Consider the following 25,681-nt stretch of genomic DNA (forward strand, 5'->3'; position numbering starts at 1 on the left):
TTATCAGTCCGTATTGCTCCACCAGTAATTGACCCCGTAAACTGCCAATAAGCCATAAAACCACGCGCTGCTCCAGGAGAGACCGGTAAAGTGTCCGCCGTTTCCGATTCCGAGCAGTGCGCCGATCACAGGTATTGACAGTAAAATGGTGAAGAGAATTATAATAGCCACCTTGATAATCTCAATTAACCTGGCAGTCTGCCTTTCCAGTGACAGTAAGGCGTGTTCAGATATTTCACGTTTTTGTTCCATTGTTTCTCCCCCCAAGAAAACTAAGGAATATTATACAAACTGGTAATTTCACCCCCAAATAATAACACTTTACATAGGTAGAACTGATATATACCCAACTCTATTATTATCGTTGTAATTATAAAAAGCACTCACTTTTTGTTAAATGGGTGATTTTTGAGGGTGAACAGTCAAAACTGAGGGTGAATGGCAATATACAGGATTAAGCGGTATGCTGGACCGCGTTGAGTTTAAAAGGGCCGCGCCATGAATGGTCATGACGCGGCATCAAAGGAGTTTATTCCTTGTTTAACGGGTTTACTGTAGACGGGATAGCCTGTTTGACAACTATTGTTTTCGGCGCCTTGGTGACAAAGGTCAGCCCGGATGCAAACAGGCAGAGGATGGCGGCCACTCCAAAAGCCATACTATAGCTGGCGGTAAGGTCAACTATTTTGCCTGCGACCATGCCGCCGAAGACTCCGCCGACTCCCCAGGCGGTAAATACCAGGCCGTAGTTAACTCCCATGTTTTTGGTGCCGAAATAGTCGGCTGTTGCTGAAGGGAACAGGGATAAGTTGGCGCCATAATTAAATCCTACTGCGGCTGCACCGGCAATCAGCAGAGCCGCTGTGGAGAACCGGGAGAACAGCATCAGTACTATCGCCTGTGAAATAAACACCAGCAGCATGGTCTTGGTACGGCCCAGTTTATCTGATACCAGGCCTGCAATTATCCGACCGCCGGCATTGCCTATGGCCAAGATTGCGACCAAAATGAAGCCTAATTCGACTCCGGGCAGCTGCATTGTCGAAATCTTGGCCATGTGACCGATAATCATCAGACCGGCAAAAGAAGCGAATGCATACATCAGCCAAAGGAGATAAAACTGAGGGGTTCTAAGCATTTCATGCCATTCGTATTCATATTTATCTGAGGCACTTTTTCCGGATGCCGCCGGTTTGGGCATATTAGCGGGAACATACCCTGCCGGGGGATTTTTCAGAAACTGGGACAGCAGCACAATGCCGATAAAGAACGCTATCCCTAGTGTCATAAAGGTCTTGCTAATGCCCATTGATTTCAGTAAATGGTTAGTCAATGGTGAGATGTAAACTGAAGCCAGGCCGAAACCTGCAACAACCAAACCGGTGATCATTCCTTTTTTATGAGGCGGGAACCATTTGACTGCCGGAGGGGTGGCTGATGCATATCCCAGCCCCATCCCTGAGCCTACCAGCAGTCCGAAACCGATAACCATCGGGAGAATACTTAATTCAGAAGCAAAACTTGAGATGATAAGCCCGGCGCCTGCACAGATACCGCCGAGGGTGGCTACTATCCGGGGGCCCACTTTATCCTGGGCCCTGCCGGCCAATACCATTACTATTGCGAACACGCCGCAGGCGACAGCGTAAGGGAGTGATGCCTTAGAAGCCGTCCAGCCCCAGTCTTTGGTAAGGGCCTTGGCGATGACACTCCACGAATAAAGAACTCCAAGTCCAAGGTTAATGCCTGTTCCGGCGAAGGTGACAATCCATCCTCTAAGAGAACTCTGGCTACTCACAAAAAAACACCTCCAAATAAATTTTATAATAATGCCGTGATAATGCAGTAATTATGAAGTAATTATGAAGTAATTATGAAGTAATGCAACAAGCATACGGCAATACTCAAATCATTGGAATCCCCTCCGTTCCCCAAAGAATTTACGGTAAAATAAAAGGAGGCTGTTACATTTGTAACAGCCTCCGGGCTGACAGCCTCCGGACTTAAGGTTATTTCCGTTATATTTTCTAATTATATTTACTAAAATAAGGCCAAAAGCAGAAGACCGGCAGTACCTGCCGGTCTCGGGGCTCTAGGCCTCTGGACTTGATTCCATTTTAGTTTATTTTGCCTGACTTTGCACTGGTTTCAACGTTAATAGCTGCATTTTCATTGTCAATGGTCAATAGGGGTGTCTTAGCGGTGTTGGGGGTCAAAATCCTTATGGAACGAACGGTTAACTGCAAATTAGTGGAGGATTTCACAGGGCGAATGGCGGATAAATGGGAGGGTGGCGTTTTCTTAAGCAAAAATGGTGTGTAGTATCAGGTTTTTTCTGGTATAATATTGAAATAAGCCCATGAAAGGCTGTGAACCATGAGCAAATCTGTGATAATATCCGTAACCGGTACGCAGACTAATGAGTTCGGTGAGGTTGACGTTCAGGAACTGGTGACAACAGGGGTCTATTATGAAAAGAAGGGCACCTACTTCATCATTTACAGTGAGTCTGAAATTACGGGAATGCCTGGCACGACTACATCTGTTAAGGCCGAACCCCAGCGGGTAACTTTAAATAGGATGGGAGAATCTCAGCACAAACAGGTTTTTGAGACAGGCATGCGCAACCGGGGCAATTACATTACCCCTTATGGAATGATGTATATGGCTGTTATCCCTTCAAAGGTAGATGTTATCTTGACAGATAGCGGAGGCAGTATTAATCTGGAATATGAACTGGAAGTTGAAAATCAAAAGATTAGTGATAACAAGTTGTCACTGACTGTGAGGGAGGCATAAAATGCAATCTGTCCTGGAAAACGTTAAAAATAATATTGTTAAAGCAATTGAACAGGCGGCTCAAAAGGCCAAGGATGAGGGAAAGCTTGGTTTCGATGCCCTGCCTGCTTTTGTTTTGGAGGTCCCGCGGGAGAAGGAGCACGGGGATTTTGCCACAAATATAGCCATGCTGCTGACCCGTCAGGCAAGGATGGCGCCGAGGCAGATAGCTGAGACTATTGCAGAGGGCATAAATACAGAAAGCGCCCGGATTGCCCGGATTGAAATTGCCGGTCCCGGGTTTATTAACTTTTTCCTGGAAAGCACCTGGGTTTATGATGTTCTGCCACAGGTTGAAAAAGAAGGGGAGCTTTATGGCGACAGCGCGACAGGGCAGGGGAAAAAGGTCCAGGTAGAATTCGTCAGCGCCAATCCCACCGGTTTATTACATATGGGAAATGCCCGGGGGGCCGCCCTTGGGGATACGATGGCAGCCCTTATGCAGGCAGCTGGATTTGAGGTATCCAGGGAGTTCTATATTAATGATGCCGGAAACCAGATAGAGAACTTTGGGAAATCCCTTGAGGCAAGGTATCTGCAGCTTCTTGAAAGGGATGTGCCTTTCCCTAAAGACGGCTACCATGGGGCTGATATAATTGATACGGTGAAGGGAATTATTGAAAAACATGGTGACCGGTATCTTGATATGGAGTCTACCCTGAGAAAAGAGTTTTTTATCAAATATGCCCTTGACGAAAAGATCAGGGCCATAAAAAAGACCCTTAGTCAATTTGGGGTGGAATACGATGTCTGGTTCAGTGAACAGTCGCTCCATGAATCCGGCGCTATTGACGGCATCCTGGACCAACTCCGGGAAAAGGGCTTTCTGTATGAGAGCGAAGGCGCCCTCTGGCTGAAAACCACCGAGTTTGGTGATGAAAAAGATGAGGTTCTGGTGAGGAGTAATGGTATACCCACATATTTCGCCGCAGATATCGCTTATCACAAAAACAAATTTGACAGGGGTTTTGAGTGGGTCATAAATATCTGGGGGGCAGACCATCATGGGCACGTAAAGAGGCTGAAAGGCGCAATGCAAGCCCTGGGATACAATCCGGACAGCCTTGACATTGTTCTGATGCAGTTGGTCCGCCTGTTTAAGGGTGGGGATATAATCAGGATGTCAAAGCGTTCCGGAGAATTTATCACCCTTGATGACCTGATGTCAGATGTAGGCATAGATGCTGCGCGGTACTTTTTTGTAATGAGAAGTTCGGACAGCCATCTGGATTTTGATATGGACCTGGCTAAATCCCAGTCAACGGAAAACCCGGTATATTATATCCAATATGCCCATGCCAGAATATGCAGTATTCTGCGCCAGTTGGAAGACCGGGGTGAGACTGTGCCGCTGGCAGAGGAATGTAATTTCAGACTTCTTCAGGAGCAGGCTGAGCTTGACCTGATGAGAAAGCTGGCTGATTTCCCCATGGAGATTTCGGAAGCTGCGGTAAACCTTGAACCTCATCGGATCGCCAGATATGCCCATGAGCTGGCCGGTCTGTTCCATAGTTTTTACAACAGCCACAGGGTGATGGTAGAAGACGTGGAACTGCAAAAAGCGCGTCTGGTATTGGTAAAATCAGTACAGACGGTTGTCAGAAGAGCTCTGGGTTTGATAGGGGTGACCGCTCCGGAATCTATGTAGATTGCCCAAGCCGGGTAGAAGATTAGACAAAATAAGACAAATTTTTTCAGTTTATTGCAGGAAAGTTATCCCATAAAGTCGAATAGTCATGTTGAGCTACATTAGGTATTTGTCTGCCAAATATCCTTTGGGGAAGGTGAAGTCAATGCCTGGGTTCAACATGGAGCAGTACAGCCCCTATATGTCAGAAGCTGATTTGGCTCATGCAATTCTTAAGGCTGCGGGGGCCCCTTTGTATTTCAGGGACTTATTGGAACAAGTGATGGCCATCAAACCTGTTTCCGGCAGGGACAGGGAACATATTATGGCCGGCATCCATACTGATTTAAACCTTGACGGGAGATTTATTCATGTCGGCAAAGGGGTATGGGGTTTAAGGGAATGGATGCATGACAGGAAAGCATTTCAATATGAGCATGATGAGGAACTGGACAATTAATTGCGTGGTCAGACCACGCAATTTTTTAGTAGCCTTACAGCCTTGACAGCATACCCTGACAGGGGATAGAATGTTGTAGGTACTTTTATGTCGAAATCGTTATCAAATTTATTTTATAGACAGGAGGAGCATTATGGCCAAGTTTATTTTTGTGACCGGAGGTGTTGTCTCATCACTGGGAAAAGGCATTACCGCTGCTTCTTTGGGCTGCATCCTGAAAAACAGGGGTCTTAAAGTTGCCATTCAAAAATTCGACCCGTATATTAATGTAGACCCCGGAACTATGAGCCCTTATCAGCATGGAGAAGTTTTTGTCACCGATGACGGCGCTGAGACTGACCTGGACCTGGGTCATTATGAAAGGTTTATAGATATTAACCTCAGCAAGAGCAGTAATGTCACTACAGGCAAGATATACTGGTCAATTATCTCAAAGGAACGTAAAGGAGATTTCCTTGGAGGCACCGTTCAGGTAATTCCGCATGTCACCAATGAAATCAAGGATAGAATCCTCAGGGTGAGCAAAGAGAGCAAACCGGATGTTGTAATCACTGAAATCGGAGGTACTGTGGGGGATATTGAGTCCCTTCCCTTCCTTGAAGCCATCAGGCAGATGAAAAGCGATATTGGCCGCGAAAATGTAATGTATATCCATGTTACTCTGGTTCCTTACCTTAAAGTTTCTGAAGAACTGAAAACCAAGCCTACACAGCACAGTGTCAAGGAACTCAGGAGCATCGGTATCCAGCCTGATGTTATCGTCACCCGTTCCGAAAAACCCCTTTCAAAAGAAATGGAAGAGAAAATTGGCCTTTTTTGTGATATTGACAAGGATGCAGTTATCCAGGCAGTGGATGCGCCCACAATATACGAAGTTCCACTTATGATGAAGGAAGAGGGTCTTGATGATATTGTAATTGAGCGCCTCGGTCTTAAGTGCCAGGATGTGGATATGACAGAGTGGGTTGAGATAGTGGACAAGATTAAAAACCCTAAATATAAAACCACCATTGCTATTGTAGGCAAATATGTCGAACTTCCTGATGCCTACATGAGTGTGGCGGAGTCTTTGCGCCATGCGGGGCTGTTTCATGAATCAGCCATTGAAATCAGGTGGGTAAATGCTGTTGAGCTTGAAAAAGGTGACGATATTGTCCGGGAACGCCTGGATGGTGTAGATGGTATCCTGGTACCGGGCGGTTTTGGAGACAGAGGAATCGAGGGTAAAATTAAGGCAACAACTTATGCCAGGGAAAATAAGATTCCTTATCTGGGCATCTGTCTGGGAATGCAGTGTGCGGTTATAGAGTTTGCCCGGCATATTGGTCTTAAAAAGGCCAACAGTTCTGAGTTTGATCCGCAGACCCCATATCCTGTAATTGACCTGCTCCCGGAGCAAAAGGATATTGAAGATAAGGGAGGCACCATGAGGCTGGGTCTTTACCCGTGCAAACTGCCTGAAGGGACCCTGGCGAATGATGCATATAAGGAAGATTTGGTCTATGAACGGCACCGGCACCGGTTTGAGTTTAATAATGAATACCGTGAACAATTAACAGCCAGAGGCATGAAGGTTTCCGGAACATCGCCCAATGACCGGCTGGTGGAAATCATAGAAATGTCTGACCATCCATGGTTCGTAGGGACACAGTTCCATCCTGAGTTTAAGTCCCGTCCCAACCGCCCCCACCCGCTCTTTAGAGATTTTGTCGGCATGGCGCACAGATACGGAAAACAGAAAACGAATGACTGATATGTACACAAGGCTGTTGTAAATATTACCACAGCCTCTTTGTTGTATAAACGAAAACCACCTGCTTTGCAGGTGGTTCCAAAAAGCTTTAGCTATGAGTAGAAAAATCTACCTCCGTTTGATAGAATGGTGCAGGTTCGCCAACCGCACTGTAGCAAAGGAGGTAGATATCCAAATGGATACTGAAAGTCTAGCACACACCCAATGGAATTGCAAATATCACATAGTATTTGCTCCGAAATATAGAAGACGGGAGATATACGACAAAATCAAGAGCGATATCGGAAAAATATTAAGGACATTGTGTAACTACAAGAAGGTAGAAATACTTGAGGCGAACGCTTGCCCAGACCACATACACATGCTTGTATCGATACCACCAAAACTAAGTGTATCAAGCTTCATGGGATATTTGAAAGGCAAGAGTTCGTTGATGATATTCGATAGGCACGCTAACCTGAAATACAAATACGGCAACAGGCATTTTTGGTGTCGGGGGTATTATGTGGATACAGTTGGTCGGAATAAGAAGGCGATAGAACAGTATATCAAAAAACAATTGCAGGAGGATATTGCTGCCGACCAAATGACTCTAAAGGAGTATATGGACCCGTTTACGGGTGAGCCAGTACAAAAGAGCAAGAAAAAATAGAACCCCTTTAGGGGTGGTTATGAAAAGGTGCGCGGTTGGCGGACCGTTCAGTGAGCCTTTAGGCTCAGCCTAGTAACATGCCCTTATAGGGCTAGAGCAAACCACCCGCTGAGCGGGTGGTCATGATTTTTTTACAGGAAACCGGCTGCTTAATCACTGTATTATTTGAAACAATAACTGTGTATTATTTGAAACAATAATGGTATTAGAAATAACCTTTGGAAATAACTATAGTGGTAGAAAAAATGGGGGTGTTTAATATCAATAAGAGAATTGTAGTGGGGCTGATTGCAGGTATAATTGTTCTGTCCCTGGCTGTAGCTGCGTTATCCGGGCAGGCAGGAAAGGAAAAGCCTTCCCGGGGAGATGCTATCGGGGTTATCTATGTTGAGGGGGTCATCACAGGCGCCAGGGGAGAAGGCTCTATTTTCGGTGCAGGTGTGGCTTCGGGTCCTTCTCTGATGGAGCAGTTGCGTGAAGCCGGAGAGGATGACGGCATCAAAGCCGTGCTGCTGAGGATTAACAGCCCCGGCGGCAGCGCTGCAGCTTCACAGGAGGTCGGCAATGAAATAGATAAACTGCGCCAGCAGGGTAAAATTATTGTTGCATCCATGGGTGATGTTGCGGCATCAGGAGGGTACTGGATTGCTGCCAAGGCTGATAAAATAATTGCTGACCCGGCGACTATGACGGGAAGCATCGGGGTAATCATGGAAACCCAGAATATGCAGGAGCTATTTGATAAAATAGGAATCACACCTGAAACCATAAAGAGCGGCCCTCACAAGGATATGGGTTCCCCCAACCGTCCTCTGACACCTGAAGAACGAGCTATCATGCAGCAAATGGTTGACGATATTTACCAGCAGTTTGTGGATGTAGTGGCAGAGGGAAGGAAAATGAAACGGGAAAAGGTGCTGGAACTTGCTGACGGACGGATATTTACCGGCCGCCAGGCAAAGGAACAGGGCTTGGTGGATGAGCTGGGGAATTACTATGATGCCATAAAGCTTACCGGTGAACTGGCTGGAATAAAAGGAGAACCGGTTATTCACGAATTTGGCTCCACGAGTCCCTTTGAAAAGTTTCTGAGCGGCGTTAGTATTCCAAAGAGTCCGGGGAGTGATTTCTTAGGATTGTCTGCCGGGGAGATTGAGGCATTACGGGAATTGCTAAAAAGCCAGCCGTTATTTTAGCGAAGTTAGCATGTTCAAAACGGTGACGGGGGATGTATTTTATGAACGATACGAACGATATGAACGATATGAACGATATGAGTGATATGAGTGATCTGCCGCTTGATGACAGCAAAGACCGCCTGGGCTTTGTTGAACTGATATATGGGGTGTTATTTTCTCCGACAGCCACTTTTGCAAAGGTTTCACGGGAAAACCACTTATTTAACGGGTTTGTTATTTTTCTTACCATAACTCTGGTCAGTTCTGTGGTAAATTACCTCGGGGCCAGGAACTTTTCTGATTTGCCCCCGGAGCTTGCCGGCGCTTTTACAGAGGCTGGCCCGTACATGGGTATTTTAGCCGTAGTTTTTGCATTTATTGGCTGGTTTGTTCAGGCCGGGATCCTCCAGGTTTTTGCGGAACTTCTGGGGGGTGAGGGGCGTGCCCTTCAAGTACTGACAGTGCTTGCCCTGGCGGGTATCCCAAAAGCCTTTGCGATACCGTTTCAGGTGTTGGGCCTCTTTATTAGCGGCTCCATGGTGAGTACTTTTCTGAGTGTGGCTGTTTCCCTGTTGGTAATTACCTGGTTCTTGGTTCTTATGGTTATAGGTCTTCGCGAGGTCCAAGGCTTTTCCACCGGGAGGGCGGCTGCAGTTTTTGTTCTCCCTCTCGCAGCGCTGGGTTTGGCATTCCTGATTATTGTGCTTTCTCTAGCCGGCTTTTTCATCCCACTAATTAACAGCCTCTAGCAAATAAGGGTATTTTGTAGAATAATAACAGGAAATTGCGATATGTTTATTTGTGCAAAAGAAGGAATATTTTGTTTTATCTAGAAATATTCTTAAATGTGGAAGACGAGCTGAGCACAGACGTGGGAAGCTGAGCAGATAATTATAAAGATTAGTTATAGAGAGAGGAGACATTATAGTGAAGGCAAAGCTTTTAGTCGTGGATGACCAGATGGGAGTCCGGAGATTACTGTATGAAGCTTTCAGTATAGAGGGTTATGAGGTGGAAATGGCTGCCAGTGGGCATGAGGCCCTCGAAAAAGTCAAACTTGCAATGCCTGACCTAATTTTAATGGATATGAAGATGCCGGGGATGAACGGCTTGCAGACACTGCAAGAAATTAAAAAAATCAATGATGCCGTTGTGGTAATTATGATGACTGCTTACGGGGAACTGGAAATTGTTGCTGATGCCGTGAAACTTGGGATAAAGGAATATGTTACAAAACCTTTTGATATAAATGAATTAAGGGAGATTGTCAAAAAGCTGGTCATAAAACAAGAGGTTGATTTTACACCGGCATTAGGGAAACGTTAGAGAAAGTCGAAAGACACTAAATAATGTAATAATTGGAGCTTAAAAGCAACTGCCTCCCGGGAAAAAGAGGAATTTTATTATTGGCGGCGAAGTAAAAATATTAGAGGAGGGGTTGCCATGATTGTTGCTACTGAGCTTGTGGTTGCCATGCGTTGCCCGCTATGTGGGAAATTGGATTTTCATTCGATTTCCCGTTTTGCCTTCGCGGGTGCCAAAAATCTTAAAATAACATGTTCCTGTGGAGCCCCCAAGTTAATTGTTGGCACTAAAAACCGTCGGCAGTTCTGGCTGCAGGTGCCATGTGTGCTTTGTGAGACTAACCACCTGGTCTATTATAAGGCTAAACAGCTTTGGGCTAATAAGGTTGAATTTTTTTACTGTAATGATACTAATGTAGAGCTGGGGTTTTTTGGGCCTGAGGAAAAGGTTCACGCACTGGCTGAGAAATATGAATATAGTCTTGAGTCTCTTGTCGACGGGCTTGGTTATGATGATTACTTTTATAACCCCGAGATTATGTTTGAAGTATTAAACTGTCTTCACGATGTGGCTGAAGAGGGTTATCTTTACTGTGAATGCGGCAGTTACCAGATTGAGATTGACATATTCCCTGACAGGATTGAATTGAATTGTAAGGACTGTAAAAGTAACAGTGTAATATATGCCGAAAATGATGAAGACTTAAACAAAATCAGGGACACCAAAAAAATTGAATTGGCAAGCAGCGGGCTAAAGTCAGTGAAAGATCTTAATAAGGGCAAAAAAGGAAAACGGAAAAACTCGAAACGTACTAAGCACTAGCCTGTTAGCAGAATCAAATCAGGGGATCCGGCACAAACTAAAAAGGAAACGAGCTGGTTGAGGTTGGATAGAGCAACCTCATTTCAATTGAAATAGAAATTGATATAAAAAAATAAAATAAGGAGGAACGATAATACCATGTCTTTAGTCCCTATTAGTGTGTTATTAAGCAAGGCAGAACAAGGCAGTTATGCTGTGGGAGCTTTTAACTGCAACAATATGGAAATAGTTCAGGCAATTATTGCTGCTGCCGAGGCGGAAAATTCTCCGGTGATTATGCAGGCCAGCCAGGGAGCAATAAAATATGCCGGTATTGATTACATAACTGCCATGGCGAGGATTGCTGCAGAAAATGCATCTGTACCGGTAGCCCTTCATCTTGACCACGGGACGAGTTTTGAACAGGTAATGCTGTGTATCCGGAAGGGCTTTAGTTCTGTGATGATTGACGGCTCCAAGCATGGTTTTGAAGAAAACATCGAACTTACCAACAGGGTTCTTGCCGTGGCTCGGGCTGTAGGTGTATCTGTTGAGGCCGAACTTGGTAAAATAGGCGGCACTGAAGATGATATTCATGTTGATGATAGGGATGCTCTGTTTACCAATCCTGAGGAAGCCCGGGAATTTGTGGAACGGACCGGGGTAGATGCTCTTGCAGTCGCCATAGGTACTGCTCATGGACAGTATAAGGGTATCCCCGAACTGGATTTTCCCAGGTTGGAAAAAATAAAGTCCCTGGTTAATATTCCTATAGTGTTGCATGGTAGTTCCGGTGTTGCTGATCAGGATATTGTCAAGGCAATTAAACTGGGCGTAAGAAAAGTAAATATTGATACAAACATTCGGGAAGCCTTTGTACAGGCCTGTAGAGATGTACTCAACAAGGATGCCCGGGAAATAGACCCCAGGAAAGTATTAGGAGCGGCCAGAGAAGCGGCAACTCAAATTATCAGGGAAAAAATCAGGTTGTTTGGCAGCTCGGGAAAGGCATGACATAGCGGCGTGAGCCGCTTTTATCCAAGGAGGCAAACAGAATCGTGAAAATTTTTATTGATACTGCTAACATTGAAGAAATAAGAAAAGCCGAACGGCTGGGAGTAATCAGTGGAGTGACTACAAACCCTTCACTTATTGCTAAAGAAGGAAGAAATTTTGTGGAAGTGGTTCAGGAAATCTGCGGCATTGTTGATGGACCCATCAGCGCTGAAGTTATCAGCCTTGATGCGGACGGAATGGTATCTGAGGCCGAAGAACTGGCTAAAATCCATAATAATATAGTAATCAAAATTCCGATGACAGCAGAAGGCCTGACCGCAGTGAAAATCCTTTCCGGGAAAAAAATAAAGACAAATGTCACCCTGGTATTTTCCGCTAACCAGGCTCTGCTGGCTGCTTTGGCAGGAGCCACCTTTGTCAGTCCTTTTGTTGGAAGGCTTGATGACATTGGCCAGGATGGCATGGACCTGATTCGGGATATCGTACAGATTTATGAGAATTACGATTATGATACACAGATTATCGCAGCCAGCATCAGGCATCCAATACATGTAACTGAGGCGGCCAAAGCAGGGGCTCATATTGCTACTATACCATTAAAAGTGATTATGCAGATGACAAAACACGCACTTACCGATTTGGGTATTGATAAATTCCTGGCAGACTGGGAAACTGTGAAAAACAAGTAGTGCCGGATATTAAGGGCAGTTATTAACCTAAGCCACTGAAAAGTGGCTTTTGCATGTACTACAGAGTGCGCAGCCCTTGAAGCTTTGCTTCTTAGGGATGCGGCCCACCCCTTGCGGGTGAAAGCGTGCACATTGGGAACTGAAATATGCACGCTTTTCTAGTAAATTTATTGGTCTGGGGGCAGGAACAGCTACATATAAGGTAGAAGATAGTATAACACAATGATTTTATAATGTTATACTAATTATTATTTCAGGAGGGGTTTATGTGATTCGGGAACTGGCAATGGAATTTGCCCGGGTAACAGAAGCGGCCGCTATTGCATCTGCAAGATGGATGGGCCGGGGGGATAAAGAAGAAGCTGATGACGCGGCAGTTGTAGCTATGAGGTCGGTTTTCAGTACAGTACAGATTGACGGGACGGTTGTTATTGGGGAAGGCGAGATGGATGAGGCTCCGATGCTGTACATAGGGGAAAGAGTGGGTACCGGGGTGGACCCAAAGGTTGATATTGCAGTTGATCCGGTGGAAGGCACCAACAATGTTGCCAGGGGTCTTAACAATGCTATCGCTGTTTTGGCGGCTGCGGAGACGGGAGGCTTTCTCCATGCCCCGGACATGTATATGGATAAAATTGCAGTCGGACCCAAGGCTAAGGGGAAGATTCACCTGGACGCACCGGTTATTGATAATTTAAGGGCGGTTGCCGATGCCAATGATAAAGCTATTGAGGACCTTACAGTTGTGATACTCTACAGGCCCAGGCATGAAAAGCTTATTAAAGAGGTCCGCTCTGCAGGTGCGCGGATACAACTGATTCAGGATGGTGATGTGGCCCCGGCTGTGGCTGCTGCCATGGGAGGCACAGGTGTGGATATGTTGATGGGTGTAGGCGGCGCTCCTGAGGGGGTATTGGCAGCCGCTGCCCTTAAGTGTCTCGGGGGGGAAATGCAGGGACGCCTCTGGCCTGAAGATGATGAAGATGTTGAAAGAGCGAGGAAACTGGGGATCGGAAATATTAACCGTTTGCTTACCATGGATGATCTGGTAAAGACCGATGATGTTGTTTATGCCGCTACCGGGATTACCGACGGAGATCTGGTCCAGGGGGTAAGGTTCTTTGGAAATGGCGCCAGAACTCATACTGTTGTAATGAGGGCAGTTACCGGTACGGTTAGATTTATTGATGCAATTCACAGGCTGGACAAAAAACCCTTTACCTACAGAAGATAATTAAGCAGGTTGGGACGATTTTTTGTGTTTTTTAAGCCCTTCATTGTCCAGCGACGACGGCTTACACACAGAAACAGGAGGAACCGGTTTTGCGCCTGAAAAGGTACTTAAGATACCACTATTTTAAAATGATCCGACTCAGGGATACCCCGGCAAAGGTTGCCTGGGGTGCGGGACTGGGACTGGCTATGGATTTTGCCATACCCATACCCCTGGTAAGTATTTTTTTAGCTTTTCTGGCTGCCCGGATCCTCAAGGTAAACAGCTTCGCTGCTGTGATGTCAGCAACTGTGATAAAACCGTTTTTCCCCGGAATTGTTTTGATAAATGTATATGTCCAGTCTATCTTGGTATCCCTTTTTCCCGTTTTAGGCAGACTGGTACTTCCCCGGTCTGAGGCCACGAATTTATTGGGGAATATGATTAACGGCATCCTTTCCAGGGGTGTACCTTATCTACTGGCGGGGCTTATTAATGGTTTGGTGGTTTTTGCAGTTTCATATATGTTTCTACACTATATATTAAACCTGAGACTGGAAAAACTCAAATTCCGAACCAGAAAATGAGGGGTTTAAGGGACTTTTCGGCTGACCGCATGAATAAGCTTTCTACCATTAGGGTACAATACCAATATGAATGATTTTTTAGGAGGGTTATTATTGAATGCTTCCGACTTGGAATCAAAAACAATGGTAGAACTATATGAAACGGCGAAAAATCTGGAGATTCAGGGTTATTACAAGCTCCGAAAAAAAGAACTGATTTTTGAAATTGTCAAGGTAATGACCAGCAAAGAGCAATCCACCCTATTTGCTGAAGGGGTGTTGGAAATTCTTCCGGATGGCTATGGGTTCCTGCGACCTTTCAGTTATGTTCCCAGCCAGGATGATATCTATGTTTCCCCGTCCCAGATCAGGAGATTTGACTTAAGGACAGGGGATCTTGTTGGGGGACAGGTCAGGCCGCCAAGGGACAATGAACGGTATTTCGCCTTGCTTCGGGTAGAGTACATAAACAAAATAAGTATCAATGATGCTGCAAGAAGGATACACTTTGACGGGTTAACACCCATATACCCCAACCAACGGATTAACCTTGAAGTAGGACCTGAAATGGCGGTTACCAGGGTCATTGATCTGGTATCACCGATTGGAAAAGGCCAGAGGGGCCTTATCGTATCCCCGCCTAAAGCCGGCAAAACAGTTCTTCTCAAACAGATTGCCAACAGTATTACAACCAATTATCCCGAAATTAACCTTATTGTGCTGCTGATTGATGAACGGCCTGAAGAGGTTACCGATATGCAGAGGTCGGTTAAAGGAGAGGTTATCAGTTCAACTTTTGACGAACCGGCCGAAAGCCATGTCAAAGTTGCTGAAATGGTATTGGAACGTGCTAAGAGGCTGGTAGAACACAAAAAAGATGTGGTGATTCTACTTGACAGTATCACCAGGCTGGCCAGGGCTTATAACCTGGTGGAGCCTTCCAGTGGCAGGACACTGTCAGGCGGTGTCGATCCTAGTGCGCTGCATAAGCCGAAACGGTTTTTTGGCGCTGCCCGTAATATTGAAGAGGGTGGCAGCCTGACAATTCTGGCGACCGCCCTTGTGGAAACAGGCAGTCGGATGGATGATGTTATTTTTGAAGAATTCAAGGGTACTGGAAATATGGAGCTGATTCTCGACAGGAAACTCGCTGATCGCAGGCTGTTCCCAGCAATCGACATCAAACGTTCCGGCACTCGTAAAGAAGATTTGTTGTTAAGCAAGGAAGAAATGGAACTGATGTGGAATCTGCGAAAAACCTTCAGCCAGTCAACCACCACAGAGGCCATAGAATCCCTTATGGAACTATTGAAAAAGACAAAATCAAACAGAGAGTTGATGATGAAGACCCTGGATTTTTGCAGGGCGATGTAAAGAAAAAGGACTGACCGTGGGGTCAGTCTTTTTGGTATGTATGGTCAGTAGGCGCGCTTTTTTTACCTTTTTGTAAATGGTGGAGATGTATTCTTCCGGCGGGGCCCCCAATCCGTTACCGAAACCCCGGCTTTCAGAAAGCCGCCGTTTCGACGGATTGGGGGGACCCCCGACATCTCCGTCGGCAGCCGCTCCCGCTTCGCGGGTCACGGGCCGACGGACGACAGACTCCGCCTTACAGAACACATCTCCACCATTCATCATAGTTGAAAAAAGCGCTACTGAAAGCATCAGCATGGAGGACTGACACAACGGTCAGTTCTTTTTTTATCTATAGTTATTGAAATGAACGTCATTATGGTGAGATGTTGTGCAAGATTTTCCTGGCACTGTCGCCGTGAGAAATCTTACCGAAGTTCCGCTAAGCGAAGTCACGGACCGGAGCCATGGATGGCGGAGCCGCCACTGAGGCAGGAGCCGAATTGGCGGTTTAGTCCGTGGCTTCGCCAGGAACAAGGTTAGATTTCTCCGGTGGTAGTGCGGAAAACCGGTACAATGGCTCACCATAATGACATAGCCATTTCATAGAGCTTTATGTTTAAAAATTATTAAGGAAGGCAAAAATAGAGGGGAAATTGTTTTTTGGGGAGGAAGAAAAAGTGAATTTTACAAAGAAACATAAAGCAGTGATGGCGGTATTGCTGGCAGCAATACTGACCTGCACAGCCGGATACGGCTCACTGGCTGGGGAAGGGAGCACGCTGGAAAAGAAGGGCCGGGATAACAGGAGCCTGGAAGCGGTATCCTATACGGTTAAAAAGGGCGACTGTCTCTGGGACCTGGCCCAGGAGTACCGTGTGCCGGTCAGCCTGCTCGCATATGCCAACGGGCTTGACCCGGAAAGTTTTCTTTACGAGGGTGACCGGATAACTATTCCTGAAGGTGATGACATTACCTATACGGTTAATCCCGGAGATACATTGTGGGGAATTTCCCGCAAATTCGGTGTATCCATGGCAGAACTGGCAGATAGAAACGGGACCGGGACTGCTGAACTTCTGCTGGCTGGACAGAAGCTGGTCCTTCCGGCTGTTGGCCCGGTAATTGATGTTATTGGAGAAAATGTAGGGATAAAAATACCTTTGTTGGATGATTGGCCTGTTAATGGGGTTGTTTCCTCACCTTTTGGGATGAGAAATGGCAGGATGCATGAGGGCACAGATATTGCTGCAGAATTGGGAAGCCCGATAAAGGCGGTGGCCGGCGGTAAAGTTGTCTTTTCGGGAAACCGGGGAGACTATGGGAAGGCTGTAATTATTGACCACGGGAATGGCTTCCGGAGTCTGTATGGACATGCCGCCATCCTGGAAGTAAGTGCCGGTGACCGGGTCAGCCAGGGAGATGTCATTGCCCGGGTTGGCAGTACCGGCCGTTCTACGGGACCGCACCTGCACCTGGAGCTGTTGTACCGGGGTACGCCCCAGAACCCGGAACGTTATCTGCCTGATTAAAATGTGGTTACGTTGACCAGGGAGTTCTTTCCCAAAAAGAAGAAGGACTAGGAAGCAACCCTAGTCCTTCTATTTGAGAAACGTTCAAAAATGTGAAAGTCAAAACCCCAGCGCCCAGACCTATACGAATAATTATTTGTGTAGGTCTTTTTATATTTTAACCAAATTACACAAAAAATCAACATCTAAAATATATTTCACGAGGCATGATGCACAAGTGTTAACTGTTGCTATAAGATGTGTTGGCATTTTTGTATAAAAGTAATATAATGTAGTTTAAGTTATGTCAGGCCAAAACTGAGGAGAATGGCGATGTTTCAGTTACTGTATGCAGATAGTAAAGGCAGGATGTATGAAAACCCGGAGGCGCTGGCTGTGGGACGTACCGGGGGCTTGTTTGTGGGGCTGGAGGAAGATGAGATGATCCCTCTGCCTGCAGGGGCTTCGCTGGTTATGGTGCCCGGAGGAGTTCCGGTGGCCATAGGAGCAGAAGGGAGTTTTACTCAGGTAGACTCAGGACCTGCAGGGGACTCCTGTTTTGCTGTTGGGGCTTTGCTGCCCCAGGGTTTTGCCAGGACCCTGCTTCCGGCTTACCGGCGTAAGGAGCAGCAGCCGCTGCCACTGTTTGGTTATGCCGCAGTGGGCTGGAAGGACGGCCGGGTCCACGTTGCTGCGGTACAGACAGATGCCCCGGAGAAATGGAACCCCATCCATTATGGAACCCCTGAGCTGCCCGGGTTGGTTTATGATATGCTTGACCGGCAGGGAAAGAACAGGATTATCACTCAATTGGCAAGGTGTGCCTTGGAGTACCACTGCTTTACCGCTCAGAACATTTTTTACAGGAGGTGGGAAGGGGGTATCCCGGTATCACCGGTATGTAATGCCAGGTGCTTGGGGTGTATATCACTGCAGCCTGCGGAGTGCTGTCCGTCGCCTCAGAGCAGAATAGATTTTGTTCCCGAGCCGTGGGAAGTGACTGATATAGCAGTCCGGCATCTTACTGGGGCAGATGATGCCATCATTAGCTTCGGGCAGGGTTGTGAAGGAGAACCTTCTTTGCAGGCATCCCTGATATCTGAGGCGATAAAAACCATTCGCAGTCAAACGGGGACAGGGACCATCAATATGAATACAAATGCAGGCAATACCCCGGGTATCCGGGAAATCTGTTCTGCCGGAATCGACTCCCTGCGTGTTAGCACTATCAGCGCTAGGAAAGAGACCTACACCGCTTATTATGCTCCCGCGAATTACAAATGGCAGGATGTCTGCGAATCCATTGCTTTTGCCAGGGATAAGGGTATCTATGTATCCCTTAACCTGCTGACCTTTCCGGGGCTTACCGATATCCCGGAAGAAGCTGAGGCGCTAGCCGCTCTGATTGAGCAGCTTGACATAAATATGGTTCAGATACGCAACCTCAATATTGATCCTGATTTTTTGTCTTCCCGGGTGCCATTGGCCGCTGAGGAGGGAATGGGTATTAATAATTTTATAGATTTTCTTAAAGGGGAGCTGCCCGGGCTCGAAATTGGCAATTATTCCCGACCTGTACGAAATAATGAGATTTAAGAATGAAAACGGTTGCATCCCTATAAGCCGTATGTTATAATATTAAAAGTTGACAATTGGTGATATTTCCAGAAAAGAGGTGAAGGGCCATGAAAAAGGACATTCATCCGAAGTACGGTTCAGCCGTAGTAACCTGTGCTTGTGGTGAAACTTTTGAGTCAGGATCAACGAAAAAGGAGCTAAGAGTAGAGATTTGCTCCAAGTGCCATCCTTTCTTTACAGGAAAGCAAAAATTTGTTGATACCAGTGGCCGTGTGGATAAATTCAAGAAAAAATACGGGATGTAATCACAGCAGAGCACCGGCTCTGCTCTTTTAATATGGTAAAAGATGACGATGGCGCCATTTAAAAACGTAGGGAGTTGAATTAGTTGAGTGATAAGGTGACATATGGAGGCCAGGCGGTTATCGAGGGTGTGATGATGCGCGGTCGTGACAATGTGGCTATAGCGGTCAGGAAACCGGATAATGAAATTATAGTGGAAGAGCGTCCCGTGAATTCTATAACCAAAAAGCTGCCGTTTCTCAAACTCCCTTTTCTCAGGGGGACAGTATCGCTGTTTGAGTCCTTGATTATAGGCATCCAGGCCCTGACCTTTTCCGCCAGCCAGGCAGCCGCGGATGAAGAAGAACAGCTCAGCCCCTGGGAAATGACCCTGACCATAGGTGTGGCGGTAATCTTAGGGATACTTCTTTTCATAGTTACGCCAACAAGCGCAGCCAGGCTCCTGTACTCACTGGAGAGCGTTGTTCTGATTAATTTCCTTGAAGGGCTTTTGCGGATAGGGATTTTTCTGGTTTATGTCCTGGCTATATCGCGCATGAAGGATATTCAGCGGGTATTTCAGTATCATGGCGCGGAACACAAAGTTATCAGCACCTTTGAAGCTAATGAAAAGCTGACCGTTGCAAACGCACGAAAATATTCCCAGCTGCACCCGAGGTGTGGCACCAGCTTTCTGCTGATTGTGATGGTTATCATGGTATTTGTTTTCAGCTTTTTGGGTAAACAGGATCTGGTGATGCGGATAGCTTCCAGGATTGCCCTGTTACCTGTAGTAGCCGGTATTTCATTTGAGATTCTTAAGCTGTCGGGCAAATACTGTAACTCCCCATTGATGAAAGTTCTCATTACTCCGGGGCTGTGGCTGCAGAAACTTACTACCAGGGAGCCGGACGACAGCCAGCTTGAGGTAGCCATTGCCTCACTCAAATCAGTACTGGCAAAGGAAGAGGTATCTTCGGAAGAATTGTCTCCGGAAGAATTGCAGGAAGCTCTGCAGTAATTTTAGTTAAGGTAGTTCACTGTAATAGTACTTAATATAATTCAATTCAGAGGTGTGGGAAATGTTCGATAAATTACAGGCGCTTGAAGATAAATATGAGGAACTCGCAGGCCTGTTGAGTAATCCCGATGTCATTGCAAATCAGGCTGAATGGCAGAAGCATGCCAAGGCACATGCTTCGATGACAGATGTGGTGACAGCTTACCGGGAATATAAGGAGGTCCTCCGGGGAATCAGTGAAGCCGGGGAAATGCTTGAGGATAAACTGGAAGAAGAGTTCAGGGAAATGGTCGAACTGGAGCTGGAAGAGCTAAAAGGCAAAAAGGAAGAGCTGGAGACCAAGCTTAAAATACTTTTGCTGCCTAAAGACCCCAATGACGACAAAAACGTCATCATGGAAATCAGAGGCGGCGCCGGTGGTGAGGAGGCTGCCCTTTTTGCCGGGGCGCTGTTCCGGATGTACAGCAGGTATGCTGAAGAGAGAGGCTGGAAAACCGAAATCCTTGGCTCTAATGCTACCGATATCGGGGGATTTAAGGAAGTTTCCTTCCTTATAGAAGGCCAAGGCGCATACAGCAGGCTTAAATTCGAAAGCGGAGTCCACCGGGTTCAGCGGGTCCCGACTACTGAGTCATCAGGGCGGATCCATACCTCAACTGTTACAGTTGCAGTTCTTGCGGAAGCGGAAGAAGTTGATATAGATATAGACCCCAATGACTTAAGGATTGATGTGTTCTGTTCCAGCGGCCCCGGCGGCCAGTCTGTGAACACGACCCAGTCCGCAGTAAGGGTTACCCATATTCCCAGCGGGATTGTGGTTTCCTGCCAGGACGAGAAATCACAGCACAAGAACAAGGATAAGGCAATGCGGGTCCTTAGAGCCAGGCTGCTTGACAGGGCGCGGGAGGAACAGGATGCCCAGCTTGCCAGCGCCAGGAAAAGCCAGGTGGGTACAGGTGACCGCAGTGAGAGGATCAGGACTTACAATTATCCTCAGGGGCGTGTTACCGACCATAGGATAGGCCTGACCCTGCACAAGCTGGACCAGGTGCTGGAAGGAAATATGGATGAGATTATCGAAGCCTTGATTACAACTGACCATGCGGAAAAATTAAAGCAGGTGGATTAAATTATGCCTACGGTAAGGGAGGCTTTGGCCGAGGCGGCCCAGGTCCTGCGCAGCAGCGGGATTGATACGGCCCGACTTGATGCCGAGGTTCTGCTGGCATTTGTGCTTAAGGTATCAAGGACCGACCTTTACGTCAAAAACGACAGGGTGATTCCGAATAATAAACTAAGGGAGTTTTTAGCGGCTGTTGCCAGGCGTTCGCGCCGGGAGCCGGTCGCATATATAACAGGGGAAAAGGAATTTATGTCACTGCCGTTTCTGGTTAACCGGAAGGTACTTATTCCCAGACCCGAAACTGAAGTTCTGGTTGAATGGGTTATCGAACGTGCCGGAGACAGCCAGGTTATAGTCGATGTAGGGACAGGCAGCGGGGCAATCGCTGTCAGCCTTGCCACGTATCTGCCCAAGGCCCGGATATGGGCGGTTGATATTTCTGATGCCGCTTTAGAGGTGGCCCGGGAAAACGCTGCCAGGCTGGGCGTACGGGAAAGAATACAATTTTTAAACAGCAGCCTGCTTGATGGTATTCCGGCAGGGCTTGATGGCAAAGTTGACTGGATAATTGCCAACCTGCCTTATATTCCGTCTGCAGAGGTGTCTTGGCTGCAGCCGGAGGTTTCTCAGTATGAGCCTCATACTGCACTGGATGGAGGGGGTGATGGCCTATATTTGTACAGAGAGCTCGTTATTCGGGCATATGAAGTACTGGCAACAGGGGGATGGCTTTGCCTGGAGATGGGTACAGGTCAGACTGAAGGGCTGACGAAACTGCTGCCTGAAGAACGATGGGGGGAAGGCATTCAGGTTTTACAGGATTACGCTGGGCTTGACCGATTTATAGTGATCCGTAAGAAAACTTAAGAAAAGAGGGTCGTTTATGGAGAGCCAAGTACAGGCCTATATCGCAGTTGCTGTATTTTTGTTAACCTATGCCCTGATTATTTCGGAAAAGATTCACCGTACGGTTGTAGCTTTATTGGGTGGTTTATTGGTTATTTTTCTGGGGATCCTGGAACAGCATACGGCTATTGAAATGATTGACTTCAATACTCTGGGGCTGTTGACCGGGATGATGATTATTGTCGGGATTACCAAACGCACCGGCTTATTTGAGTTCCTGGCCATCAAGTCTGCCAAGTGGGCCAAGGGGGAACCGTGGCGGCTTATGCTTGCACTGGCCACTATTACTGCCGTAGGGTCTGCTTTTCTGGACAATGTGACAACAGTTCTGCTGATAGTTCCGGTAACCTTTTCCATTACCGAAGAGCTGAAAATAAATCCCATTCCCTTTCTGATCACAGAAATCATCGCTTCAAACGTAGGCGGGACCGCGACTCTTATCGGGGATCCGCCCAATATCATGATTGGCAGCCAGACACACCTCGGTTTTATGGATTTTGTGATAAATCTGGCACCTCCTGTTATTGTAGTCTACATACTAACAATGGTCTGCCTTAAGTTTATCTACGGCAGAAGGCTCAAGGTGGCCGAGGAACTGAAACAGAAGGTCATGGAATTTGACGAGAATGAAGCCATTAAGGATGTGCCCCTGCTGAAAAAGTGCCTCTTTGTGCTGGGGTTGACTATCCTGGGGTTTATTCTCCACCAGTTTGTACATATGGAATCAGCAACAATTGCCCTGGGCGGCGGCACCCTTTTGATGCTGCTGTCAAAGATTAACCCGGAACATGTGCTGCACGAGGTTGAGTGGCCGGTAATTTTCTTCTTTATCGGGCTGTTCATCCTGGTAGGAGGGCTTGAGGAAACCGGGATTATTGAGGCCATGGCCGTAAAATCCCTTGAAATAACCGGCGGGGAAATGGTCTCGACCTCACTAATAATTCTGTGGCTGTCAGCTATAGCATCTGCTTTTGTAGATAACATCCCGTTTGTGGCCACCATGATTCCATTGCTGAAGACAATGGGTGAACTGGGCGGGATGTCAAATATAGATCCGTTTTGGTGGTCTCTGGCCCTGGGCGCGTGCCTGGGTGGTAACGGGACACTGATCGGGGCCTCGGCAAACGTTATTGTTGCCGGAATGGCCGAACACCGCAAATACCCCATCTCTTTTGTAGGATATATGAAAGTCGCTTTTCCACTAATGATCATGTCAATAATCATCTCAAGCATCTATGTATATTTGCGGTATTTAATGTAAAACTATAAGCAGGATTACCGGAAGCTGGTTAATCCAAAATTTGATATTATGGCGAATGATGGCCAAATTAATAATACATTTAGTGTTCTCATTCTGAAAGGAGGCGCATATGGACGCGTATATTGCAGGAGCAGTCTTCCTGATAACCTATGCTTTTATTATTTCTGAAAAACTTAACCGGACGGTTGTTGCCCTCATGGGGGGTATGCTGGTAATTTTCCTGGGGATTTTGGAGCAGGAAAAGGCCATTGAAATGATTGACTTCAACACTCTGGGACTGCTGACGGGAATGATGATAATTGTCGGGATTACCAAAAAGACGGGTGTCTTTGAGTACCTGGCGATAAAGTCAGCCAAGTGGGCTGGAGGGGATCCCTGGAGACTGATGACGGCATTGGCCCTGATCACTGCTGTCGGGTCGGCTTTACTGGACAATGTGACCACTGTGCTGCTGATAGTACCGGTAACCTTCTCTATAACAGAGGAACTGGAGATAAACCCGATGCCGTTTCTTGTTACCGAGATTCTGGTTTCAAATATCGGGGGAACAGCGACACTTATCGGAGACCCGCCCAATATCATGATTGGCAGCCAGACCCACCTGGGTTTTATGGATTTTCTGGTCAATCTGGCACCGGTTGCCATAGTAGTCTATCTCTTGACGATGATAGCCCTTAAATTTATTTATGGCAAGAGACTTCATGTAAAAGAAGAATTGAAGCAAAAGGTTATGGGATTTGATGAACTCTCTGCAATTAAAGACTGGGTGTTACTGAAAAAATGCTTGTTTGTACTGGGTTTAACCATACTGGGGTTTATCCTCCACCAGTTTATTCATATGGAATCGGCAACAATTGCTTTGGGCGGCGGGGTGCTGCTGATGCTGCTGACCCGGATTGACCCGGAACGGGTGCTGCACCAGGTTGAATGGCCGGTAATATTCTTTTTCATCGGTCTGTTTATTCTGGTTGGCGGTCTGGAGGAAACGGGGATAATTCATGGCTTGGCGGAGAAGGCCCTGGATATTACCGGGGGAGCGCTGCTGCCCACATCGATGATTATCCTGTGGTTGTCAGCGATTGCCTCAGCTTTTGTGGACAATATTCCTTTTGTGGCTACAATGATACCCCTGCTGCACACTATGAGTGAATTAGGGGGGTTAGGGAACATTGATCCCCTGTGGTGGTCTCTGGCCCTGGGCGCTTGCCTGGGGGGCAATGGCACCTTGATTGGGGCCTCAGCAAATGTTATTGTTGCCGGGATGGCTGAGGGTCGTAAATACCCCATATCTTTCCTGGGATATATGAAAGTTGCTTTTCCCTTGATGATAATGTCCATTATTGTCTCGACTGGATATGTGTATCTGCGTTACTTTGTTCTGGTTTAGCGGCAGGGGGAATTCATCCGAATTCCCCCTGTTTCAACTTTGAATGACCGGCGAAAGACAGCCGGTTGAGAGGTGTGCCCCGAGTGGATATAATACAGAAAAAGACTGAGACACAGAAAAAGACTGAAATACTGAGTTCAACAGATGAAAATCTGGAAAAAGCGGCACAGTTGCTTCGGGGGGGCGGCCTGGTCGCCTTTCCCACGGAAACGGTATACGGCCTTGGCGCCAATGCCCTTGACCCAGCTGCGGTATCTGGAATCTTTGCCGCCAAGGGGCGGCCCTGTGATAACCCTTTGATAGTACATATTTCAGATGTCAGCCAGGTATATGACCTGTCAGATGATATTACTGTTCCTGCCCGAAGGGTTATGGAAGTCTTCTGGCCGGGTCCCCTGACAGTGGTTTTGCCCAGAAAAAGCGGGGTTCCGGATGTAGTTACTGCCGGCCTTGACACAGTGGCAGTGCGGATGCCTGACCATCCGGCAGCCCTGGGATTAATCAGCAAGGCCGGAATTCCTGTCGCTGCCCCTTCGGCCAATAGTTCCGGAAGTCCGAGTCCGACAACAGCAGGGCATGTCGCTGAGGATCTATCGGGGAAAATAGATGCCGTTGTTGATGGCGGACCGTGCCGGGTTGGGGTGGAATCCACGGTTATTGATATGACCCTGGAGCCTCCGGTTATTTTGCGTCCGGGGGGAGTAACCCGGGAACAACTGGAAGCGGTTCTGGGGCCTGTGGAAACTGCCGCTTCTTTTGCAGCAGGTAATGCGGAAGCGCCCAAATCACCGGGAATGAAATACCGTCACTACTCGCCAAAGGCTGAAGTGGTTCTGGTTACCGGGGAACAGCCTGATGAGATCACTCGAAAAGTCAGTGAATTAACTGCTAAATACCGCTGCCGGGGAAAGCGGATCGGAGTTCTGGCATCAGCGGAAACCGCAGCCAAATACAAGGCTGATGCCGTTTTTGACCTGGGCAGCCGGGGATGTTCTGAGGAAATTGCCCGGAATCTTTTTTACGGACTGCGCCACATGGACATGCAGGGTGTTGACATAATTATATCTGAGGGGTATTCTGAAACAGGAATCGGGGCAGCGGTAATGAACAGGCTGAGAAAAGCTGCCGGCAGTATCATCACAGTTTAGGAGGAGTAGATT

Annotated in this window: 25 protein-coding genes; 23 read left to right on the forward strand and 2 right to left on the reverse strand. The window is 47.1% G+C overall.

All coding sequences use genetic code 11. The features are described 5' to 3' along the window. Window positions 1-3 precede the first annotated feature (3 nt). Complete coding sequence (locus tag Ga0451573_RS11155; protein WP_231684204.1) at window positions 4-252, reverse strand: hypothetical protein; 249 nt, start codon at window positions 250-252, stop codon at window positions 4-6. Between the two features lie 277 nt (window positions 253-529). Then, complete coding sequence (locus tag Ga0451573_RS11160; RefSeq protein WP_231684205.1) at window positions 530-1,798, reverse strand: L-lactate MFS transporter; 1,269 nt, start codon at window positions 1,796-1,798, stop codon at window positions 530-532. 578 nt (window positions 1,799-2,376) lie between these two features. Between Ga0451573_RS11160 and Ga0451573_RS11165 the strand changes: the two genes are divergently transcribed. From Ga0451573_RS11165 to Ga0451573_RS11275, 23 genes are all read left to right on the forward strand, one after another. After that, complete coding sequence (locus tag Ga0451573_RS11165) at window positions 2,377-2,799, forward strand: YwiB family protein (protein WP_231684206.1); 423 nt, start codon at window positions 2,377-2,379, stop codon at window positions 2,797-2,799. A gap of 1 nt (window position 2,800) precedes the next feature. Further along, a complete protein-coding gene (gene argS, locus Ga0451573_RS11170) occupies window positions 2,801-4,486 on the forward strand; it encodes an arginine--tRNA ligase (RefSeq protein ID WP_231684207.1) in 1,686 nt (561 codons plus the stop codon). 145 nt (window positions 4,487-4,631) lie between these two features. Next, window positions 4,632-4,925, forward strand: coding sequence for a DNA-directed RNA polymerase subunit delta (rpoE, locus tag Ga0451573_RS11175; protein WP_231684208.1), 294 nt, complete (start codon window positions 4,632-4,634; stop codon window positions 4,923-4,925). A gap of 133 nt (window positions 4,926-5,058) precedes the next feature. Further along, window positions 5,059-6,678 (forward strand): CTP synthase, encoded by a 1,620-nt coding sequence (gene pyrG, locus Ga0451573_RS11180; protein WP_231684209.1) that lies wholly within the window; start codon window positions 5,059-5,061, stop codon window positions 6,676-6,678. A 175-nt stretch (window positions 6,679-6,853) separates the two neighbouring features. Then, window positions 6,854-7,330, forward strand: coding sequence for an IS200/IS605 family transposase (gene tnpA / locus Ga0451573_RS11185; RefSeq protein ID WP_231684210.1), 477 nt, complete (start codon window positions 6,854-6,856; stop codon window positions 7,328-7,330). Window positions 7,331-7,575: 245 nt separating this feature from the next. Continuing rightward, on the forward strand, window positions 7,576-8,526 hold the full coding sequence (gene sppA / locus Ga0451573_RS11190) for a signal peptide peptidase SppA (protein WP_231684211.1): 951 nt from the start codon (window positions 7,576-7,578) through the stop codon (window positions 8,524-8,526). Between the two features lie 41 nt (window positions 8,527-8,567). After that, window positions 8,568-9,257, forward strand: a complete 690-nt coding sequence (locus Ga0451573_RS11195; RefSeq protein WP_231684212.1) for a Yip1 family protein — start codon at window positions 8,568-8,570, stop codon at window positions 9,255-9,257. Between the two features lie 178 nt (window positions 9,258-9,435). Beyond that, window positions 9,436-9,834: a response regulator gene (locus tag Ga0451573_RS11200; protein ID WP_331459411.1), complete on the forward strand. Its 399-nt coding sequence runs from the start codon at window positions 9,436-9,438 to the stop codon at window positions 9,832-9,834. 117 nt (window positions 9,835-9,951) lie between these two features. Then, window positions 9,952-10,635 carry a hypothetical protein gene (locus Ga0451573_RS11205; RefSeq protein WP_231684213.1) on the forward strand — a complete coding sequence of 228 codons (684 nt, stop codon included), beginning with the start codon at window positions 9,952-9,954 and terminating at the stop codon, window positions 10,633-10,635. A gap of 138 nt (window positions 10,636-10,773) precedes the next feature. Then, window positions 10,774-11,628 (forward strand): class II fructose-1,6-bisphosphate aldolase, encoded by an 855-nt coding sequence (locus tag Ga0451573_RS11210; RefSeq protein ID WP_231684214.1) that lies wholly within the window; start codon window positions 10,774-10,776, stop codon window positions 11,626-11,628. A gap of 44 nt (window positions 11,629-11,672) precedes the next feature. Next, window positions 11,673-12,320 carry a fructose-6-phosphate aldolase gene (fsa, locus tag Ga0451573_RS11215; RefSeq protein WP_231684215.1) on the forward strand — a complete coding sequence of 216 codons (648 nt, stop codon included), beginning with the start codon at window positions 11,673-11,675 and terminating at the stop codon, window positions 12,318-12,320. 268 nt (window positions 12,321-12,588) lie between these two features. After that, window positions 12,589-13,554: a class II fructose-bisphosphatase gene (glpX, locus tag Ga0451573_RS11220; RefSeq protein ID WP_231684216.1), complete on the forward strand. Its 966-nt coding sequence runs from the start codon at window positions 12,589-12,591 to the stop codon at window positions 13,552-13,554. An 89-nt stretch (window positions 13,555-13,643) separates the two neighbouring features. After that, on the forward strand, window positions 13,644-14,120 hold the full coding sequence (locus Ga0451573_RS11225) for a DUF2062 domain-containing protein (RefSeq protein WP_231684217.1): 477 nt from the start codon (window positions 13,644-13,646) through the stop codon (window positions 14,118-14,120). Between the two features lie 93 nt (window positions 14,121-14,213). Continuing rightward, complete coding sequence (gene rho / locus Ga0451573_RS11230) at window positions 14,214-15,473, forward strand: transcription termination factor Rho (protein WP_231684218.1); 1,260 nt, start codon at window positions 14,214-14,216, stop codon at window positions 15,471-15,473. A 659-nt stretch (window positions 15,474-16,132) separates the two neighbouring features. After that, the gene (locus tag Ga0451573_RS11235) at window positions 16,133-16,984 is read left to right on the forward strand and encodes a peptidoglycan DD-metalloendopeptidase family protein (protein ID WP_231684219.1); all 852 of its coding nucleotides are present in this window, start codon (window positions 16,133-16,135) and stop codon (window positions 16,982-16,984) included. 312 nt (window positions 16,985-17,296) lie between these two features. Further along, a complete protein-coding gene (locus Ga0451573_RS11240) occupies window positions 17,297-18,559 on the forward strand; it encodes a radical SAM family protein (RefSeq protein WP_231684220.1) in 1,263 nt (420 codons plus the stop codon). A gap of 89 nt (window positions 18,560-18,648) precedes the next feature. Then, entirely contained in the window at window positions 18,649-18,846 is a 198-nt protein-coding gene (rpmE, locus tag Ga0451573_RS11245) for a 50S ribosomal protein L31 (RefSeq protein ID WP_231684221.1), read from the forward strand. Window positions 18,847-18,929: 83 nt separating this feature from the next. After that, a complete protein-coding gene (locus tag Ga0451573_RS11250) occupies window positions 18,930-19,844 on the forward strand; it encodes a DUF1385 domain-containing protein (protein WP_331459412.1) in 915 nt (304 codons plus the stop codon). 61 nt (window positions 19,845-19,905) lie between these two features. Next, window positions 19,906-20,973, forward strand: coding sequence for a peptide chain release factor 1 (gene prfA, locus Ga0451573_RS11255; protein ID WP_231684222.1), 1,068 nt, complete (start codon window positions 19,906-19,908; stop codon window positions 20,971-20,973). A gap of 3 nt (window positions 20,974-20,976) precedes the next feature. Then, on the forward strand, window positions 20,977-21,834 hold the full coding sequence (prmC, locus tag Ga0451573_RS11260) for a peptide chain release factor N(5)-glutamine methyltransferase (RefSeq protein WP_231684223.1): 858 nt from the start codon (window positions 20,977-20,979) through the stop codon (window positions 21,832-21,834). A gap of 16 nt (window positions 21,835-21,850) precedes the next feature. After that, window positions 21,851-23,134: an ArsB/NhaD family transporter gene (locus Ga0451573_RS11265; RefSeq protein ID WP_231684224.1), complete on the forward strand. Its 1,284-nt coding sequence runs from the start codon at window positions 21,851-21,853 to the stop codon at window positions 23,132-23,134. Between the two features lie 109 nt (window positions 23,135-23,243). Continuing rightward, window positions 23,244-24,521, forward strand: a complete 1,278-nt coding sequence (locus Ga0451573_RS11270) for an ArsB/NhaD family transporter (protein ID WP_231684225.1) — start codon at window positions 23,244-23,246, stop codon at window positions 24,519-24,521. Window positions 24,522-24,613: 92 nt separating this feature from the next. Continuing rightward, window positions 24,614-25,669 (forward strand): L-threonylcarbamoyladenylate synthase, encoded by a 1,056-nt coding sequence (locus tag Ga0451573_RS11275; RefSeq protein WP_231684260.1) that lies wholly within the window; start codon window positions 24,614-24,616, stop codon window positions 25,667-25,669. The last annotated feature ends 12 nt before the right edge of the window (window positions 25,670-25,681 follow it).

Source organism: Phosphitispora fastidiosa (assembly GCF_019008365.1).
GTDB lineage: Bacteria > Bacillota > Thermincolia > Thermincolales > UBA2595 > Phosphitispora > Phosphitispora fastidiosa.